15 protein-coding genes, 1 tRNA gene and 2 pseudogenes are annotated in these 17,768 nt (G+C 37.1%); 14 read left to right on the top strand and 4 right to left on the bottom strand.

The window, feature by feature from the left end:
• Nucleotides 1-179 precede the first annotated feature (179 nt).
• A complete protein-coding gene (glyA, locus tag AC0JIQ_RS06880) occupies nucleotides 180-1,436 on the bottom strand; it encodes a serine hydroxymethyltransferase (RefSeq protein WP_241282463.1) in 1,257 nt (418 codons plus the stop codon).
• Nucleotides 1,437-1,683: 247 nt separating this feature from the next.
• Nucleotides 1,684-2,922, bottom strand: a complete 1,239-nt coding sequence (locus AC0JIQ_RS06875) for an alpha/beta hydrolase (protein WP_474203074.1) — start codon at nucleotides 2,920-2,922, stop codon at nucleotides 1,684-1,686.
• A gap of 266 nt (nucleotides 2,923-3,188) precedes the next feature.
• Between AC0JIQ_RS06875 and AC0JIQ_RS06870 the strand changes: the two genes are divergently transcribed.
• The 12 genes and pseudogenes from AC0JIQ_RS06870 to AC0JIQ_RS06815 all read left to right on the top strand — a co-directional run bounded on the left by AC0JIQ_RS06870 (nucleotide 3,189) and on the right by AC0JIQ_RS06815 (nucleotide 12,414).
• Entirely contained in the window at nucleotides 3,189-3,881 is a 693-nt protein-coding gene (locus AC0JIQ_RS06870) for a 3'-5' exonuclease (RefSeq protein ID WP_004662531.1), read from the top strand.
• 140 nt (nucleotides 3,882-4,021) lie between these two features.
• Nucleotides 4,022-4,220: pseudogene (locus AC0JIQ_RS06865) on the top strand (hypothetical protein); the annotation flags it as partial.
• Nucleotides 4,221-4,339: 119 nt separating this feature from the next.
• Nucleotides 4,340-4,594 (top strand): annotated as a pseudogene (locus AC0JIQ_RS06860) (hypothetical protein); the annotation flags it as partial.
• A gap of 119 nt (nucleotides 4,595-4,713) precedes the next feature.
• A tRNA-Arg gene (locus AC0JIQ_RS06855) sits at nucleotides 4,714-4,789 on the top strand.
• 517 nt (nucleotides 4,790-5,306) lie between these two features.
• On the top strand, nucleotides 5,307-6,242 hold the full coding sequence (locus AC0JIQ_RS06850; protein WP_474203073.1) for an ABC transporter ATP-binding protein: 936 nt from the start codon (nucleotides 5,307-5,309) through the stop codon (nucleotides 6,240-6,242).
• Nucleotides 6,239-7,012: an ABC transporter permease gene (locus AC0JIQ_RS06845; protein ID WP_474203072.1), complete on the top strand. Its 774-nt coding sequence runs from the start codon at nucleotides 6,239-6,241 to the stop codon at nucleotides 7,010-7,012. The genes AC0JIQ_RS06850 and AC0JIQ_RS06845 overlap by 4 nt, the downstream gene beginning before the upstream one ends.
• The gene (gene queF, locus AC0JIQ_RS06840) at nucleotides 7,009-7,827 is read left to right on the top strand and encodes an NADPH-dependent 7-cyano-7-deazaguanine reductase QueF (protein ID WP_474203071.1); all 819 of its coding nucleotides are present in this window, start codon (nucleotides 7,009-7,011) and stop codon (nucleotides 7,825-7,827) included. The genes AC0JIQ_RS06845 and queF overlap by 4 nt, the downstream gene beginning before the upstream one ends.
• A gap of 33 nt (nucleotides 7,828-7,860) precedes the next feature.
• The gene (locus AC0JIQ_RS06835) at nucleotides 7,861-8,520 is read left to right on the top strand and encodes a hypothetical protein (RefSeq protein WP_474203070.1); all 660 of its coding nucleotides are present in this window, start codon (nucleotides 7,861-7,863) and stop codon (nucleotides 8,518-8,520) included.
• A gap of 197 nt (nucleotides 8,521-8,717) precedes the next feature.
• Nucleotides 8,718-9,860: a rod shape-determining protein RodA gene (gene rodA, locus AC0JIQ_RS06830; protein WP_004662543.1), complete on the top strand. Its 1,143-nt coding sequence runs from the start codon at nucleotides 8,718-8,720 to the stop codon at nucleotides 9,858-9,860.
• Between the two features lie 19 nt (nucleotides 9,861-9,879).
• Nucleotides 9,880-10,881 (top strand): lytic murein transglycosylase B, encoded by a 1,002-nt coding sequence (mltB, locus tag AC0JIQ_RS06825; protein WP_474203069.1) that lies wholly within the window; start codon nucleotides 9,880-9,882, stop codon nucleotides 10,879-10,881.
• 287 nt (nucleotides 10,882-11,168) lie between these two features.
• On the top strand, nucleotides 11,169-11,780 hold the full coding sequence (locus AC0JIQ_RS06820; RefSeq protein WP_004662546.1) for a septal ring lytic transglycosylase RlpA family protein: 612 nt from the start codon (nucleotides 11,169-11,171) through the stop codon (nucleotides 11,778-11,780).
• Between the two features lie 181 nt (nucleotides 11,781-11,961).
• The gene (locus AC0JIQ_RS06815) at nucleotides 11,962-12,414 is read left to right on the top strand and encodes an Mpo1 family 2-hydroxy fatty acid dioxygenase (protein WP_004662548.1); all 453 of its coding nucleotides are present in this window, start codon (nucleotides 11,962-11,964) and stop codon (nucleotides 12,412-12,414) included.
• Between the two features lie 40 nt (nucleotides 12,415-12,454).
• On the opposite strand, the gene AC0JIQ_RS06810 is transcribed toward AC0JIQ_RS06815, so the two are convergent.
• Together AC0JIQ_RS06810 and sthA are read right to left on the bottom strand one after the other, a co-directional pair.
• Nucleotides 12,455-12,937 carry a DUF3465 domain-containing protein gene (locus AC0JIQ_RS06810; RefSeq protein WP_474203068.1) on the bottom strand — a complete coding sequence of 161 codons (483 nt, stop codon included), beginning with the start codon at nucleotides 12,935-12,937 and terminating at the stop codon, nucleotides 12,455-12,457.
• Between the two features lie 87 nt (nucleotides 12,938-13,024).
• On the bottom strand, nucleotides 13,025-14,440 hold the full coding sequence (gene sthA / locus AC0JIQ_RS06805) for a Si-specific NAD(P)(+) transhydrogenase (RefSeq protein ID WP_005159656.1): 1,416 nt from the start codon (nucleotides 14,438-14,440) through the stop codon (nucleotides 13,025-13,027).
• Nucleotides 14,441-14,631: 191 nt separating this feature from the next.
• Here sthA and lipA point away from each other — a divergent pair, with 191 nt between their 5' ends.
• Both lipA and AC0JIQ_RS06795 read left to right on the top strand, forming a co-directional pair.
• Nucleotides 14,632-15,645, top strand: coding sequence for a lipoyl synthase (gene lipA, locus AC0JIQ_RS06800; protein WP_474203067.1), 1,014 nt, complete (start codon nucleotides 14,632-14,634; stop codon nucleotides 15,643-15,645).
• A 384-nt stretch (nucleotides 15,646-16,029) separates the two neighbouring features.
• Nucleotides 16,030-17,733: a DUF4394 domain-containing protein gene (locus AC0JIQ_RS06795; protein ID WP_474203066.1), complete on the top strand. Its 1,704-nt coding sequence runs from the start codon at nucleotides 16,030-16,032 to the stop codon at nucleotides 17,731-17,733.
• Nucleotides 17,734-17,768 lie beyond the last annotated feature (35 nt).

The following is a 17,768-nucleotide window of genomic DNA, read 5'->3' as shown; positions in this document are numbered from 1 at the left end:
AAATAAGTATTACGATTTTTAGCAATCGTAATACTTATTTGATCATTTTTAGGGATGATTTAAGACAATAGATAAAAATTAGCACCAATATGATGCTTTGCAAAAAACACTTTGTTAGGAATTTTAGAAAATTTGAATAAAAAAAAGCGCCTGACGGCGCTTTTTTTTAGATATACAAATTAGTTTGCATATACAGGGAATTTAGCGCAAACCGTTTCAACTTTAGCTTTAACATCAGCGATAACTTTTTCATCACCTTTGCTATCGATAATGTCAGCGATCCAACCTGCAAGGTCACGAACTTCAGCTTCACCAAAACCACGAGTTGTTACAGCTGGCGTACCAATACGAATACCAGAAGTTACGAATGGAGAACGTGGGTCATTTGGAACAGCATTTTTGTTGACTGTGATATGAGCAGCACCTAACCATGCATCAGCATCTTTACCCGTTACATCTTCTTGTTTAATTAAAGACAATAAGAATAAATGGTTATCAGTACCACCAGATACAACATCATATCCACGAGCAATGAATACTTCAGCCATTGCTTGAGCATTCTTAACAACTTGCTGTTGGTAAGTTTTATATTCAGGTGCCATGGCTTCTTTAAAACAGATTGCTTTAGCAGCAATTGCGTGCATTAAAGGACCACCTTGGTTGCCTGGGAATACAGCTGATTGAAGTTTCTTCTCGATTTCTTCGTTTGCTTTCGCAAGAATTAAACCCGAACGCGGACCACGAAGCGTTTTATGTGTAGTCGTTGTCGTTACATCAGCAATTTGAACTGGGTTTGGATAAACACCAGCAGCAACTAAACCAGCAACATGTGCCATATCAACAAAAAGGTAAGCACCAACTTTATCCGCGATGTCACGGAAACGTTGCCAATCTACAACACGACTATAAGCAGAGAAACCAGCTACGATCATACGTGGCTTGTGTTCTAAAGCTAAACGCTCAACTTCTTCATAATCGATTTCACCTGTTTCAGGGTTCAAACCGTACTGGATTGCATTATATGTTTTACCAGAGAAGCTAACTTTAGCACCGTGAGTCAAGTGACCACCGTGAGCCAAGCTCATGCCTAATACTGTATCACCAGGATTAAGAAGCGCTAAGTAAACTGCTGAGTTTGCTTGCGAGCCTGCATGTGGTTGTACGTTTGCATAATCTGCACCAAACAACTCTTTCGCACGGTCAATTGCAAGTTGCTCGATAACGTCAACATATTCACAACCGCCATAATAGCGTTTGCCCGGATAGCCTTCTGCATATTTGTTAGTAAGTTTCGAGCCTTGAGCTTCCATTACAGCTGGTGAGCAATAGTTTTCAGAAGCAATTAACTCGATGTGAGCTTCTTGGCGGTCGCCTTCAGAAGCGATCGCTTGAGCTAATTCTGGATCAAATTCAGCAATAGAGATATTGGCAAACATTAGCGGAGGGTCCTATAAATTAGGGCTTTTAAGCCGTGCTAAAGATTGGTGCGAATTATAGCATGAAGTTTGCCGTTACTGGGCTTGATATTTATTTAATTATTCGTGAATTTTACTCACATTTCACTAATAATTTTATTTAGCTGGAATTGATCTACTCTTTTTTGAGTCATTCAAAAATTATGATTAAAAGTATAAAGCCCAATCCTTAAAACACGAAAATTGGGCTTTGATAAAACTTAAAATCTTAATTACTAGCAGGCATTACTGATTTGACATCATTCACAATATTTTCAATATTAAGCACATATGCCGTTCCATGATCCCATTCAGGATTTGTTACATATCGAATAGTAGATCCCTTATTAGCTGCATCAAATACTAAAGCATCCGTTGCTTCTTTTGGTACAGTTGTATCTTTTGCTCCCTGATAAATAACAACAGGTTGATTAAGCTTGACTTGTGCAGGTTGAGAATCTTTTTCTAAAAACTCTTTCACTAAAGGTAAAGTCATAAAGTTTGTTTGGGTACGTGGGTAATTTTTCAAATCAAAATTTGTTTTTAAATAATTTTGCATCCCGCCAACAAACTCATTGCCTAACGCACCTGAGCAGTTTGTCTCAGCTTTACTCGCAATTAAGTCAGTTGGTGATTTAAATACATTTGAATAACTGAATGTTAAATTATTATTTCTTAAACCTGCAGTAATCAATGCAGTAAAAGTATCAAGTTGTGCATAAACTGGAATTTGAAGGTTTACAGTCGCATCTTTTACAGATAGTTCTCCATTTGTTAAAATTGCACCAAGATTAGATGCGGGTGCTACAGCAATCGTTCCTTTATAGTCTAATTTTGCGCGGCTCGCATATTGAGCTGCTCCTAATGCGGCTTGCCCACCTTGTGAATGCCCGACCGTCATCCATTGACGTGATGTCATTTTTCCTTGACTAGATAAATATGATCTGGCTGCTACTACAGCATCTGTAATAGAATATGCTTCACTTTTTACATTTAAAAATGGATGAAGTTCACGCCCACTCGGTTCGCCAAGCCCTTCATAATCAGGCGCAACGACAATGTAACCTGCTGCCAAAAATTTACTAATCATTGAATACACATATTCATTAGTCACATTACGACTCGGCGCGCATATATCAGCCACACCAGTTGTTCCATGCGCCCAAGCGACAATTTTCCAACCATCCGCTGGCATCGTTCCTTTGGGAACAAAAACTAAACTCGTTGCCATCGTTTCTTGACCATTTTGACCTAACATTTTATAAGTCATAACAGAGCTTTCTGACGCTACAAGACTAAAATCACTTTTTGTATATGCTGTTGGCATGCCAACAACAGGGTCTTTGATATTATTTTCAGGAATCTCAGGTTTAGGTACAAAAACTGTCGATTCATTATCGTCGCCACCACAAGCTGTCAAAAACAAAGTCGTGCTCAGCATTGCAACCGTTAATAGTTTAATTTTCATTTAGTTTTTCCTTAACTAATTTTATTTTTAAGTTTTATACTTAGATGGAATTTATCTAAGGTTATTACATCCACAAGAATTACGCCTATTACGAAATTGTTTCAAGTATTTTTTTATATCCTTTTATGTTTGCTTTTTATTTGCGCAATACATCACTAATTTATTTAAAATCCAGTCAATCTAAGCATGATTAAGCACAGCTCATCCTAAATTTCTTGTAAGATAAAAAGTCTGAGAGACTATCCTACCCAATTAGGTTCAACTTTATGCAAGCCATTATTTTAGATACGGAAACACATACATTAAATGGTTTGCCTATAGAAATTGCTTACGCGCCAATTGAAATTGAGCGTGGAAAGCTAAGCTTAGATAAGAAAAAGATTTTTGATCAGCTGTATCAAGTTGGTCAACCTATCTCTTATGCCGCGATGGCAGTGCATCACATATTAGAATCAGATCTAGCTGATCAACCTTTTTATAGTGAGTTCCGTCTGCCTGAACAAACCCAGTATATTATTGGTCATAACGTTGATTACGATATTACAGCTATTGCAAAGTGCGGCGTAGATACATCAAAAATTAAACCAATTTGCACCTTAGCACTCGCACGTCGTGTTTGGGAAAATGCGGAAGCACATAATATTTCAGCCTTAATTTATCTCATATCCAAAGGGAGTGATAAAGCTAGAGAAATGCTCAAAGGTGCTCATAGAGCTGATGCTGACATTATTTTAACGGCTAATATTTTGATGCATATCATTCATCAATTAAACATTGAAAACATTGAACAGCTTTATATAGCTTCAGAAGAAGCTCGAATTCCGAAGAGTATTACTTTTGGTAAACACAAAGGTACTGCGATTCAAGATCTTCCAGCGGATTATATCCAATGGCTTTTACGCCAAGATGATCTTGATCTCTATTTACGTAAGGCATTGGAAACAAAATTAGTTAGATAAGCCTTCTTAGAAAATTTTTTAAATTATTTTCCAGTCATTCCAATCAAGACAATGATATTTAATAAATTGTTAACATTATTGTCATTTTTTAACCTTATCTTAATCCTCATGCTAGATCTTGGGCTTGTGGGGATTAAGAAATGTCTAATTTTTTTAAAACGGAACTCGGGCAAAATGCCCTGCAACAACGTGATAGTGCTTTAACTGCACGCCAGCGTCGTTTATTGCTTTTGATTGATCATGAAGATTTTCAAGAACTTGATCATGGATATAAAGAAAGAATAGCACCTACGGAATTAGTTCAACAACTGATTGATATGGGCTTATTAGCACATCAACAACCCGAATCTATACATATTGAAGAAGAGGTCACAACAGCAGACCATAATCCTTCTACGGCAATCCCACATATTCAACCAGATCAAAATAAAAACATATCTAACCCAACACAAAATCTAGAAGCAGAAATTATTACGTTAGAAAAACTTCCTTTTGTGGAAATCCAACAAGTTATGATTCAAACCTTAACAACTTATTGTGGTTTAATGGCGCGGCCATTGATACAAAAAATACAGATGATCAAAAATTTACAGCAATTAAAAGCTTGTCAAATGCAATGGATTACTTTTCTACAAGAATCAAGAATTCCTCCAGCACAATTGAATCAAACGTTGAAGTTGATTAATTATTCAGTACAGCATTTGCAAACATGATTTAAATATTTTGGCAATTAAGGTTCAAAATCGTTGTTTTAATAAACAACAAATCATATTGCCTACGTCTTTATATTTACCTCTATGTATTTTTTGCCTATCATGTGCCACACATGTATGCGCTCATAGCTCAACTGGATAGAGTACAGGTCTCCGAAGCCTGTGGCGTGGGTTCGAGTCCCGCTGAGCGCACCAAATTGGTTTTTCAATTCATATCAAAAGCATTGCACAATAAGAACTCTTAATTTAAGTTTATTATCATAACTTCCCATGCTTTCCCAACTATTACCGTAATTGATGTGGTAAACCTTAAATTAATCAAAAAAGTTACCGTAAAGATGCCAAAACAAATCGTTGGCTTTTCTCTATTATTAATTAGCTGTATTTATTTAATTACTTTTTTAATAAAAATTCTTCTTTTTCAAAATCAATTTATCGTTAAGTCTTAAGCTAACAACAAAAGTCTTAAAAGCTACGCTCTATTGCTTACGATTATTTTGATAATCTTACCTATAGTTGATGCAATCATTAAAGACTAAGATTCTGTTATTAAATAAAAAATTTTCATATTTAACAATTTAAAAATAAATCATTTTGCAATATTTTCGAATTAATCGTTCTATTTCTAAAACGCCAGAAACCTATTTTTCTACTTGGTTTATTTTTTCATATCACTCAAAATAGTCATTCTATTTAACAACGTGAGACGTTCATGACTGATGCTTTGGTGTTGAGCGATTTGTCCAAAACTTATCGTAATGGTTTTCAGGCGTTAAAAGGTATTGATTTGACCGTACCTGAAGGTGAATTTTATGCATTATTAGGTCCTAATGGTGCGGGTAAATCTACAACGATTAGTATCATCAGCTCTTTAACCAAAAAAACATCGGGTACAGTGGAAATCTTTGGGCATAACTTAGATACCCATCCATCCCATGCGAAACAATGTCTTGGTGTTGTTCCTCAAGAGTTTAACTTCGGTCAATTCGAAAAAACTTTCGATATTTTAGTGACACAAGCAGGTTATTACGGAATTCCCAAAAAACTTGCTGAACAACGTGCTGAATATTATTTAGAAAAACTCGGTTTATGGGAAAAACGTAATATTCAATCACGTATGCTTTCAGGTGGTATGAAGCGTCGTTTAATGATTGCACGTGCCATGATGCATGAACCTAAACTTCTTATTTTAGATGAACCCACTGCTGGTGTAGATATTGAGCTACGTCGTTCAATGTGGGATTTCCTCACTGAAATGAATGAAAAAGGCACATCAATTATTTTAACGACGCATTATTTAGAAGAAGCTGAGATGCTTTGTCGTCGCATCGCAATTATTGATCGTGGTGTGATTAAAGAAGATACCACCATGAAAGGCTTTCTTAATCAACTAAATGAAGAATCATTCATCTGTGACCTCGCTGAATCCATTGAAAATTTGCAACTGGATATCATCGGTTTCAAATTTAATTTAATTGATCCAATGACATTAGAAGTCACCATGGATAAAGCCCACAGCATGAATGACTTGTTTTTACTATTACAATCACAAAATATTCAAGTCAGCAGTATGCGTAATAAATCCAATCGTTTGGAAGAATTATTCGTGAAAATGGTCGAGAAGAATCTTGCTGGAGCGAATCAGTGAACTTTAATCAATTAAAAACAGCACTTTGGACTTTAGTTGTTAAGGAAATTCGCCGTTTCATGCGGATATGGCCACAAACTTTGTTACCGCCAGCAATCACAATGAGCCTATATTTTGTGATTTTTGGCAATTTAGTTGGCTCTCGTATTGGCGAAATGGGCGGCTTTAGCTACATGCAATTTATTGTGCCAGGCTTAATTATGATGGCGGTGATTACGAATAGCTACGCCAACGTTTCTTCAAGCTTCTTTAGTGCTAAATTCCAGAAAAGTATTGAAGAACTTATTATGAGCCCTGTGCCATTACATTTAATTCTTTGCGGCTATGTGATTGGCGGCGTTAGTCGCGGTGTCTTGGTTGGTCTAATTGTAACCATTATGAGTTTATTCTTTACTCATTTAGAAATATATAATCTATTCGTGACTATATATACTGTCATTATTACTTCACTATTATTCTCGCTTGGCGGTTTCATCAATGCGGTTTATGCGAAGTCATTTGATGATATCTCTATTATCCCGACTTTTGTATTAACTCCACTTACCTATTTAGGTGGCGTCTTTTATGCGATTAGTGCGCTTAGCCCATTTTGGCAAAATTTATCTTTAGTCAATCCAATTGTATATATGGTCAATGCTTTCCGTTTTGGCATTTTAGGACACAGTGACGTCAATGTAACGTTCTCACTAAGTATCGTTACCCTATGCTGTGTTGCGCTATATGCAGTTGCTTATCATTTATTAGCTCGTGGTTCAGGAATGCGTGAATGAGTGTTGAACATTCTTTATTGGGTAAAGACACCCAATACCCTACTCAATATCAGCCCGATGTTTTATTTCCAATTGCCCGTGCTGAGTCTCGTCAACAGTATTTGCATGTTGAAGGAATTACACAAGGTAAAGATTGGTGGCATGTTTTTGAAATTTCATGGTTGAATAGTTTTGGCCTACCCCAAGTAGCGATTGGTCGTTTAACCTTACCCGCCAACTCACCCAACTTAATTGAATCAAAGTCACTTAAACTTTATTTCAATAGCATGAACTTTACTCAGTATGAGTCTAAACAAGCTTTTGTCGAAACGGTTGAACGTGACTTATCAAATGCGGCAGGTGGAAAAGTTGAACTACAATTATTCCAAGTTGATGATTTAGAACTTGCTAAACCGCAAGGGATTTGTATTGATGATCTCATCCCTGAGCGTCTATCTGAACATCCAGATTCAACTCTATTAAAGTCAGATCCAGCAACGGTCGAAGAAAGTGTTGAAATTGAACTTTACTCTCATCTTTTAAGAAGTAATTGTCCAGTCACAGGACAACCAGATTGGGGTACGATTTTTATTCGTTTTCAAGGTAAAAAACCTTGTTATCGCAGCATATTAGCCTATATTATCTCGTACCGTCAGCACAATGGTTTCCATGAGCAATGTGTCGAGCAAATATTTGCTGATATTTGGCAATTGCTTCAACCAGAAAAACTGATGGTCTATGCAACTTATACTCGTCGAGGGGGCTTGGATATTAACCCATGTCGAGTATCAGATTTGTCATGGATGCCAGAGCCAATTCGCTTGGCACGACAATAAAACGAATAAATTTGATATAGAGGACGTTCTTCAATGACCAGTTATTTCGGTATTCTTCCATCTGCAGCGTTGAGTCAGGACATTCAACTTGCACAAGCCAACCGTGATAGTAAAGAGCCACAGTACCCTTTACGTGACAAAATTTCTCTACAGCTTACTGATGAGTTAATTGACACCATGTTGGTTCATTTGGTTCAACAATTTCCACCAAGTGATAAACGAGATACAACTGAAGAACTCGCACAAAAGATTCGTAGTATTGTTTCTACATTAATGAAGCAATTATTAGGCAAAGCTTCTAATGAACAAGTTTTAGAATCATTAGCATTTATGGAAAAAAGCTTGTTTACTGATAATGAAGGTAAACAACGTATTGGTACTGCACTACCTGATGCACTTATTTCTGAAATGAAAAAGAGTTTTGCTGAAGTCGCTGCTGGAAATGGCAAAGAACAACGTGATGCTTTAACACATCAATTTAAATCTTTTGCTGATGCGCTCATTCATCACTTTATGACTGAATACAACAAGACTTTAGGTCTTGGTATGGTAAAACGTGGTGTTGCAAGCGTTGCAACAAGTGGCGTAGAGACAGCTGTTCATATCGTTATTAAAAAATTAATCCCGAGCTTAAGCCAAGTTGAACTCGAAGTTTTCACTAAACACTTCGATCAGTTATTGGTACAAAAATAAGTTCGACACAACGAGAAAGCGATGATTGCAAAATCATCGCTTTTTTTATGCGCGTAAATAACAAATACAAGATAATCTATCCCGTATAAATTGTAAGATTATTTTGCTTTTTACACGATACACAAAGCCTTGCTTTGGTCCTGATCACGTTTATGTTAGCATTCGCGAATGCCTTGATTTACCTGATTTAGAATCACATGTCTCCAAGCTCACAATACAAATTTTTACGTCAAGCACCTCGTGATGGCTTAAGTACAGCTGCGCAACCCTCTCGTTGGCAACAATTGCATATCGATCCTTGGCTTTGTTCTTTTTTGGTTCTAAATGCCTTACTTGGACTCACTGTTTTATATAGTGCTTCTGCCCAAGATGTCGGACTAGTCAGTAAGCAAGCAATGAGCTTTGGGATTGGCTTTGTTGTTATGTTTAGTTTGGCTCAAATCCCTCCAAAGGTATATCAGGCATTTTCACCTTATTTTTATGTGTTTGGTGTACTTTCATTAGTGGCAGTCGTCATTTTTGGTGAAGTCCGTATGGGAGCACAACGTTGGATTGATATACCAGGCTTTGGCAGTGTGCAACCCAGTGAATTTATGAAGATTGGCATGCCAATGATGATTGCTTGGTTTCTATCACGAAAAGCATTACCTCCGAGCCTTTCACAAGTTGTACTGTCATTGATGTTGATTGTCGTACCTTTTCTACTTATTGCAGAACAGCCTGACTTAGGTACATCACTACTGGTTCTGGCCAGTGGTATTTTCGTACTGTTTTTAAGTGGTTTATCTTGGCGACTCATCGCTGCAGCCGCAGGTCTAGCCGCAATTATTATTCCAATTGCTTGGGAATTTTTACTGCATGATTATCAACGTCAGCGTGTTCTTACATTATTAGATCCCGAAGCAGATGCACTAGGCACAGGTTGGAACATTATTCAGTCTAAAACTGCGATTGGCTCAGGAGGATTCTCAGGTAAAGGATTCTTAGAAGGTACTCAATCTCATCTACATTTCTTACCTGAAGGTCATACCGACTTTATTATTGCCGCTTATTCTGAAGAATTTGGCTTAATTGGCGTGACACTGCTTATTATTCTTTATTGTGCAATTATCTTTAGAACATTCCAAATTGGATTGCAAAGCTTCCATAACTATGGGCGCTTGGTTGCAGGCGCATTTGGTTTGTCATTTTTTGTTTATGTATTTGTAAATGCAGGTATGGTCAGTGGTATTTTACCCGTAGTTGGTGTGCCTTTACCCTTCATGAGTTATGGTGGGACGGCAATTATTACCCTGATGTCTACTTTTGGACTGGTTATGTCTATTCATACACATCGATAATGAGGAATTTTATAAACATATGTTTCTTCCTAATTTAAATAAAACTTTTAAATTGCTTGGTTTAAGTGCCAGTTTATTTGTTAGCAGTAATTGGGCTCAAGCAAATGAATTTTATACACATCCGAATTACTTTGCTTTTAAGCAGAAAGCAATGTCAACTTATAATTTAACAAGTGAACAAATTGATGCAGCCATGAGTGGCGCTAAAGATTTACCTAATATTCTTAATATCATGACTCGCCCAGGCGAAAGTAAACCTTGGTATGAATATCGTTCAATGTTTCTCGTTGATGGCACTATTCAACGCGGGGCAAACTTTAAAAATCAATATCAAGATGCGTTGAATCGTGCTGAACAGCAGTTTGGCGTACCTAAAACAGTCATTCTGGGCATTTTAGGTGTAGAAACAGGTTATGGTGCGAATAAGGGCTCTTTCGTCACTAGAGATGCGCTTGCGACACTCGCTTTCGGTTATCCTCGTCGAGCAGACTATTTTAGCGATGAATTAGCGGCCTTGATCGCTTGGACTTATAAAGAAGGTTATCCAACAAATAGTATCGTGGGTTCATATGCAGGTGCTATTGGTTATCCGCAATTCATGCCAAGCAATATTCAACAGCTGGGCGTAGATTATGATGGAAATGGTCACATTGATTTAAGAAATTCAGCAACAGATGCTATTGGCTCTATTGCTAACTATTTAGCTCAACATGGTTGGCAGCGCGATCGACCAATTGGGTTTCCAGCCCGTTACTTAGGCAACAACCCAGATAGTATTATTTCCAAGGATTTAACCCAACCTATTCCCTATGGAGAATTGAAAAGATTAGGGATTTCCCCTGTTGACCCTTTGGTAAAAATTGATGATTTAGACTTAGTCAATGTCATTCAATTACAAGACCAATTTGGTCCAATTTACTATATTACTTATCCAAATTTCCAAGTAATTACGACCTATAATAAAAGTCGTATGTATGCAACAGCAGTATGGTTATTGGGCACCGAAGTAGCTAGTCGATAGACTGGCTTTTTTATAACATTCTGAAAAGTCAATAAAAAAATAAAGCAAAAAGGTCACATATTCAGCAAAAAATATATATTGTTACAATATTGATTATTTTTTAACCTCAAACTGTAAGTTTTTGCCCTTTTTGTAACTATTTATCGTTAAAGACTAGACACACTTCGTAAGCGATGAATATTATCCACTCAAGTAAAGTAATTGCAAAAGTGAATAATTAGACATGTGCACTATATTTCAAAGTTGTTTTTTGAAATAGAAAAGCATGTTCTCTAGGAGTTTATACAATGCAGTTTTCGCTAAAATATATTCTAGCGCTGACGGCAGGCTTAAGTTTAAGCCCGTTACATGCGGAAATGGTACAATCCACATCAATGAATAATGATGTGGATGGTTCTAATTTAGCTGCCCGCGTACTAAGCAAAGATTCTCAAAATTTTAATTCGCGTTTTTCAAACGTTAATAGTCTTTCAATCACTGAGAGTTCAGGTGACCAAATCCGTCGCCAGACGATTGCTGCAAAAATCGATATTCCTGAAGACGAGCCTTCAGTGATTGAAAAACTGAATACTGTTGCTTCGAACACAGTTCGTAAATTCAGCCAAAGTGGCGTTGCATCTTGGTATGGACGTCAGTTTCATGGTCGTAAAACAGCAAGCGGTGAAACATTCGATATGAATGGATTAACTGCAGCTCACCGTAGCCTTCCTTTAAACTGTTATATCCGTGTAACAAATAAAGACAACGGCAAGAGTGTTGTAGTAAAAGTAAATGATCGTGGTCCATTCCATGGTAACCGAGTACTAGATTTATCTTATGGTGCTGCAAAGCAACTTGGTATGTCTGGTTCTGGTACTGGTAATGTGAGCATCGAACGAGTTGATGGACCTAGTTCTTAATAACTTAGTTTTACACTCTCCAAAAAAAGCCACCTAGTGTGGCTTTTCTTATTATGAGACAAAAGAATTTAGAAATTACAGTTATTCTTTAAAGCAACATCATATCCGCGAATGATTTTGACCCTTTTTATTTAATTCGGTATATTGAGCAAATAAAAATGAATACAGCAAAGGAATTAACATGAAGTCAATTGATACGTGGTTTGATGAGTATAGTGACAGCCATCAAAACCAAACGAATAAAAAAATTCATTGGGTTTGTGTCCCAGCTATTCTTTTTTCAATTATTGGTATTTTGGCTCATTTTAGCACCCTACTCACCGCTTTGCTTCTTGTACTCACTTTAGTATTTTATGCTCGTTTGGATATTGTTCTCGCTGTTGCAATGGCTGCACTGTTAGCCGTTATGGCATGGCTCATTATTATTTTACCTGTAGGCGTAGGATTCTATATTGGTGTCTTTGTGATTGCTTGGATTGGCCAATTTTATGGTCACAAAGTCGAAGGGAAAAAGCCTTCTTTCTTTAAAGACTTACAATTCCTCCTCATTGGCCCTGTATGGTGCATGGACGCTTATTTAGCTAAAGTCCTACCTAAATGGAAATCTCGTCAGAAATTAGCGCTTACAAGCTGATTGAGAACATACAAATAGAATGAGTGATTAAGGGAAAATATCATTGATATATTTTCCCTTTATATTTTAACCACCCGTCAATATGTTTGCTTTGTGGATCATGATGGGTCCAATGAATCACACCGCCTTTTGGGCTATATTCATATTCACCAAAAAACTCAAGCTGATCACCTTTTTTAAGCCCGTCTATTCTTGGGGCTAAATCAATATTATGTGCAATCAAAACCGTTAAACCATTCTCAAGTTTAAGAATCATTTTCTGATGTTTTGAACCTTGATTGTCATCTGGCAAAACTGCTTTCACAATACCCTGTGCTTGAACTTGAATATTGCTTCTTTGCTGTTGATAAGCCTGCATGATCTTGTCTTGATCATCCACAGAAATATTGGTGTTTGAAACTGAAGTTTGTGTGTTACTGCTAGTAATTCTAGTATTTTGCTTTTCTTTAAAATCGAAACTCAAATAAGCTGCAAGCAACAAAATGATTACTACAAGAATTAGATTATTTATTTTAGTTTTCATCGCAAATTTCCTGACTAAATCCAGATAACAAAATGCCAATCAAGTTGATTGGCATTTCGGTGCTTGTCGAACTAAATCCATCGCCATTTAAAACAAACGATTCATACCATTCAAAGCTGCTACACGATATGCTTCTGCCATCGTTGGATAGTTGAATGTCGTTTCAACGAAGTACTTCAACGTATTGTTTGGACTATGCATCACCACTTGCCCAATGTGAATAATCTCTGCGGCATTATTACCAAAGCAGTGAATACCCAATACTTCTAAAGTATCGCGATGGAACAAGATTTTTAATTCACCAACCGTATCACCCGTAATTTGGGCACGAGCTAGATGACGGAATGAAGCCTGACCTACTTCATAAGGTACTTTTTCTTCAGTTAATTGCTGCTCGTTCTTACCAATTGAAGAAATTTCTGGGATTGTATAAATACCTGTTGGTACATCTTTAATTGGCTTAACATTTTTCTCACCAACCATATTTGCACCTGCACAACGACCTTGGTCATAAGCAGCCGATGCAAGTGATGGCCAACCAATAACATCCCCTGCAGCATAGATGTTATCAACTTCAGTTTGGTATTGATCATTGACCATCAGCTGACCACGGTTATTCGGTGTTAAACCGACATTTTCCAAACCAAGACCATCTGTATTACCAGAACGACCATTACACCATAAGATGGCATCAGCTTTAATCTTCTTACCGCTCAGCAAATGTAAAACCACATGATCATCGAAAGTTTCTAAGCGATCAATTTGCTCATTATGTCGAATCAATACGCCTTGTTCACGTAAGTGATAAGACAATGCATCTGCAATTTCATCATCAAGATAGCTTAAAAGCTTTTGTTGGGTATTAATCAAATCAACTTTATGATCTAAACCAATGAAAATCGAAGCATATTCGCAACCGATCACGCCAGCACCATAAATAATGATTTTTTGAATTGAATAATCCAAATCAAGAATTTTATCTGAATCAAATACACGCGGATGATTGAAATCTAAACCTTGTGGTTGATAAGGACGGCTGCCTGTTGCAATCACTATTTGCTTACAAATGATCGTATCTTTGATTCCGTCCTGACCAAAAATCAAAACCGTATTTTTATCTTGGATATAAGCACGTCCATGAAACACATCAATTTTGTTGCGATCATAGAAACGTGTATGCGTATCAACTTGCTGTTGAATTACCTTATGTGCATTACGTAGCACTTGTTTCATGGTGAATTGTTTCCACTCACCAACCTTTTGAAACATAGGATCACGTTGATAGCGAATAATACTTGATACTGTTTGACGTAATGCTTTACTAGGAATTGTTCCTACGTGAGCACAATTACCACCAAGTTGATCACGTATATCAACGATCGCTACACGTCTACCTGCTTTAGCTAGCTTCATTGCCGCGCCTTCACCAGCTGGGCCAGAACCGAGAATTACTGCATCAAATTTTACAACATTCCCACCAACGACCTCTTTCTTACGTGGCATTCAAAGCTCCTTTGTCTCTTCGCTGTTTACTTCTATATATATGATAACTAATATGCTATGGCTTGATGTATTTCTCAACCATATATTTTTATATATTCACATTTTCAAAATGAATACCTAATTCATCCTATAAACCAATAAATTTGACTATAATAATCGAATATCTCAAGCAATAGGTTGTAGAAAATAATATGTCTGAACACCGTAAACCTGAACAGGGCATAAAACTTCGTGGCGCAGAAAAAGTCGCAAGAATTCCTGTAAAAGTTATACCTACGGTTGAAGTGCCTCGTAAACCAGACTGGATTCGCGTCAAAATGACTGCACCTGAAGAGGTTCAGCGTATAAAAACAACTCTACGTTCGCAAAAACTCCATACTGTTTGTGAAGAAGCTGCCTGCCCTAACCTCCCTGAGTGTTTTGGTGGTGGTACTGCTACTTTTATGATCATGGGTGATATTTGTACTCGCCGTTGCCCATTTTGTGACGTGGCGCATGGCCGACCAAATGCATTAGACCCTGATGAACCACGCCACATGGCTGAAACCATTTCTAACTTAGGTCTTAAGTATGCAGTGATTACTTCTGTAGACCGTGATGATCTATTAGATGGTGGTGCTCAACACTTTGTGGATTGTATTAAAGAAGCTCGCGCACTCAGTCCAAAAACTTTATTAGAAATTTTAGTTCCTGATTTCCGTGGTCGTATGGATATTGCCTTACGCATCATGACAGAATGCCCACCCGATGTTTTCAATCATAATATCGAGACTGTTCCTCGCTTATATAAAGCAATGCGTCCAGGTTCTGACTATCAACATTCTTTAAATCTTTTAAAAATGTTTAAAGAATACTGCCCTGATATACCAACTAAATGTGGTTTGATGGTTGGTATTGGAGAGACAGAAGAAGAAGTGATTGCTTTACTCGATGACCTTCGTGCACACGACGTAGATTACGTGACTATTGGTCAATATCTACAGCCATCAAAGCAGCATGCACCGATTGATCGCTTTGTAACGCCAGAGGAATTCGAGCGTTACGCTGAACATGGTCGAAAATTAGGTTTTAGAAACATTTGGTCAGCGCCAATGGTTCGTTCGAGCTATTTCGCAGATCGTCAATATCACGGCGAACCTGTTCCTGCGGTACGTCATAAAGTCGATCCAGCGAAAAAAATTGCAGTTCAAACTGTTGAAGCGTAAGCAATAAATATATCGTAATCGAGAGGGTTTTAAAATTCTCTCGATTTTTTTGGTTTTAAACATTATATTTTTTATCACAACAATTACTTTAATAATTTAGAGTTTCTTAGCTGCCGTGAAGTTAGTGTGAATAATTACAACTCAAAACTCAAATACGAAAAAAACACTTAAAAACATTAGTTTACTTTCGACCTTGCCCCACTTAATCTAACAAAAGTAAATATAAGATTTTTAAATTATTCATTTAAAAATAAAAGTCGAAATCTTTTTCTAAGGCTAGACCCATTACAGCAATCCAATAACAAGAAGCTCGCAGTTAATAAATAACAGGGAATACTTCTCAAAAGCTTCTTATAACCAAAATATGTATCAGGATAAACGACTATGAATAAACGAGCATTAACTTTGACCGCAGCAACTCTGGGTAGCCTAATATTATTGGGTTGTAATAATGATTCTAACAACGATACAGAAACTACAAATACTAATACAGGTGACACATTAATCTTAACAAACAACGGTATGATCAGTTCAATAGACCGAATGATGCCAAATAAAATCGTGTCAAATCTTAAAATTACAGGTCTACAAACAGATGATGAGCTCGTTGGAATAGATTATCGTCCGAAAGATGGGAAACTTTATGCGGTGGGATTATTAGGTAATATCTACACTTTGAATCCTGCAACTGGTTTAGCCACTTTTATAAAAAAATTAATGGCTGACCCTACTGATACGACTGATGGAAATGCAGCATTTACTAAGATTTTAGGCGATGCAAATCTGATTACTGTCAACTTCAATCCAGTTGCAGATCGTTTGAGGGTTATTACAAATACGGGACAAAACCTTCGAATTAATGTGGATACTGGCGCCACGATTACAGATGGCTCTATCAAATTATCAGAAAGCAACCCTACAATTGTCGCTGGTGCATATACCAATGCATTTGCAGGAACTGGATCAACCAAACTCTATAGTATTGATCAAAATAGTGATCGAATTTATATCCAAAATGCGAATGCTGGAACACTGGGACTTTCAGCTGCGTTGGGAACAGATATAAACACTAACGGCGGTGGTGGATTTGACATCGATCCTGTGAGTAACGTCGGCTTCGCAGCGCTAAAACTCAATACTGGTGCTTATAAATTCTTTCAACTCAATCTAGCAAATGTTGGAACAAGCAATGATGCCATTTTTGCATCTAGTGACCTAAATAGTAACTTTAATAGCATGGGAATTCGCGGTATCGCATTAAAAAGAGCAAGTGATGCCACCGCTCAAGCTTATGGATTGACCGCCAATAATAAATTATTGAATTTTGCTTTAAATAATCCAAATGCGGTTATGGAGAAAACCATCACAGGTTTACTCGTTGATGAGAAATTTATTGGAATTGATTACAGACTCAGAACCACTACGACCAACTCTGGAAAACTTTATGGTCTTACCAATAAAGCAAACTTGTATACTATAAATACAGATACAGGAATGGCTAACCTGATCACTTCACTTAAACCTGCGATGGGCAGTAGTTTCACAACATTAGATGGAACAAGTTTTGCCGTTGACTTTAATCCTACTGCGGACAGACTAAGAGTCATCAGTGATTCTGGACAAAATCTAAGAATTAACGTAGATACAGGTGAAACATCTAAGGATATGAATATTGGCGGAATTGCTGATGCTAAAGTCACTGCAGCAGCATATACCAATAGTTTTGCCACACCAGTTTCAACACTTGCTACTGAACTATTTGATTTAAATCAAACAGGCAATACCTTAACCAAGCAAAATCCTCCAAACAATGGCACTTTAAATCTCATCGGCAACTTAGGAATCAACCTAGGCATGGATAATGGTTTTGATATTGCGGGTGGTGATAATGGCTTAGCTTTAGCAGCAGTCTCAGGTGCTTCTGGACCTTCAGTGTTATATCGTGTTGATCTAAATAGTGATACTACAATTACAACTCCAAGAGCACGTTTAGCAATTAATGTGGATGGAACACCTAATCTAAATGCCTCAACTATAGGGAGTAATAGCACTCCACCTGTAATCGATTTAGCAATCTTATTCAAATAAATAATAAAAAACCGCATCAAATGATGCGGTTTTTT

Source organism: Acinetobacter sp. FB, assembly GCF_056033405.1.
This window is presented reverse-complemented; position numbering and strand designations above follow the sequence as displayed.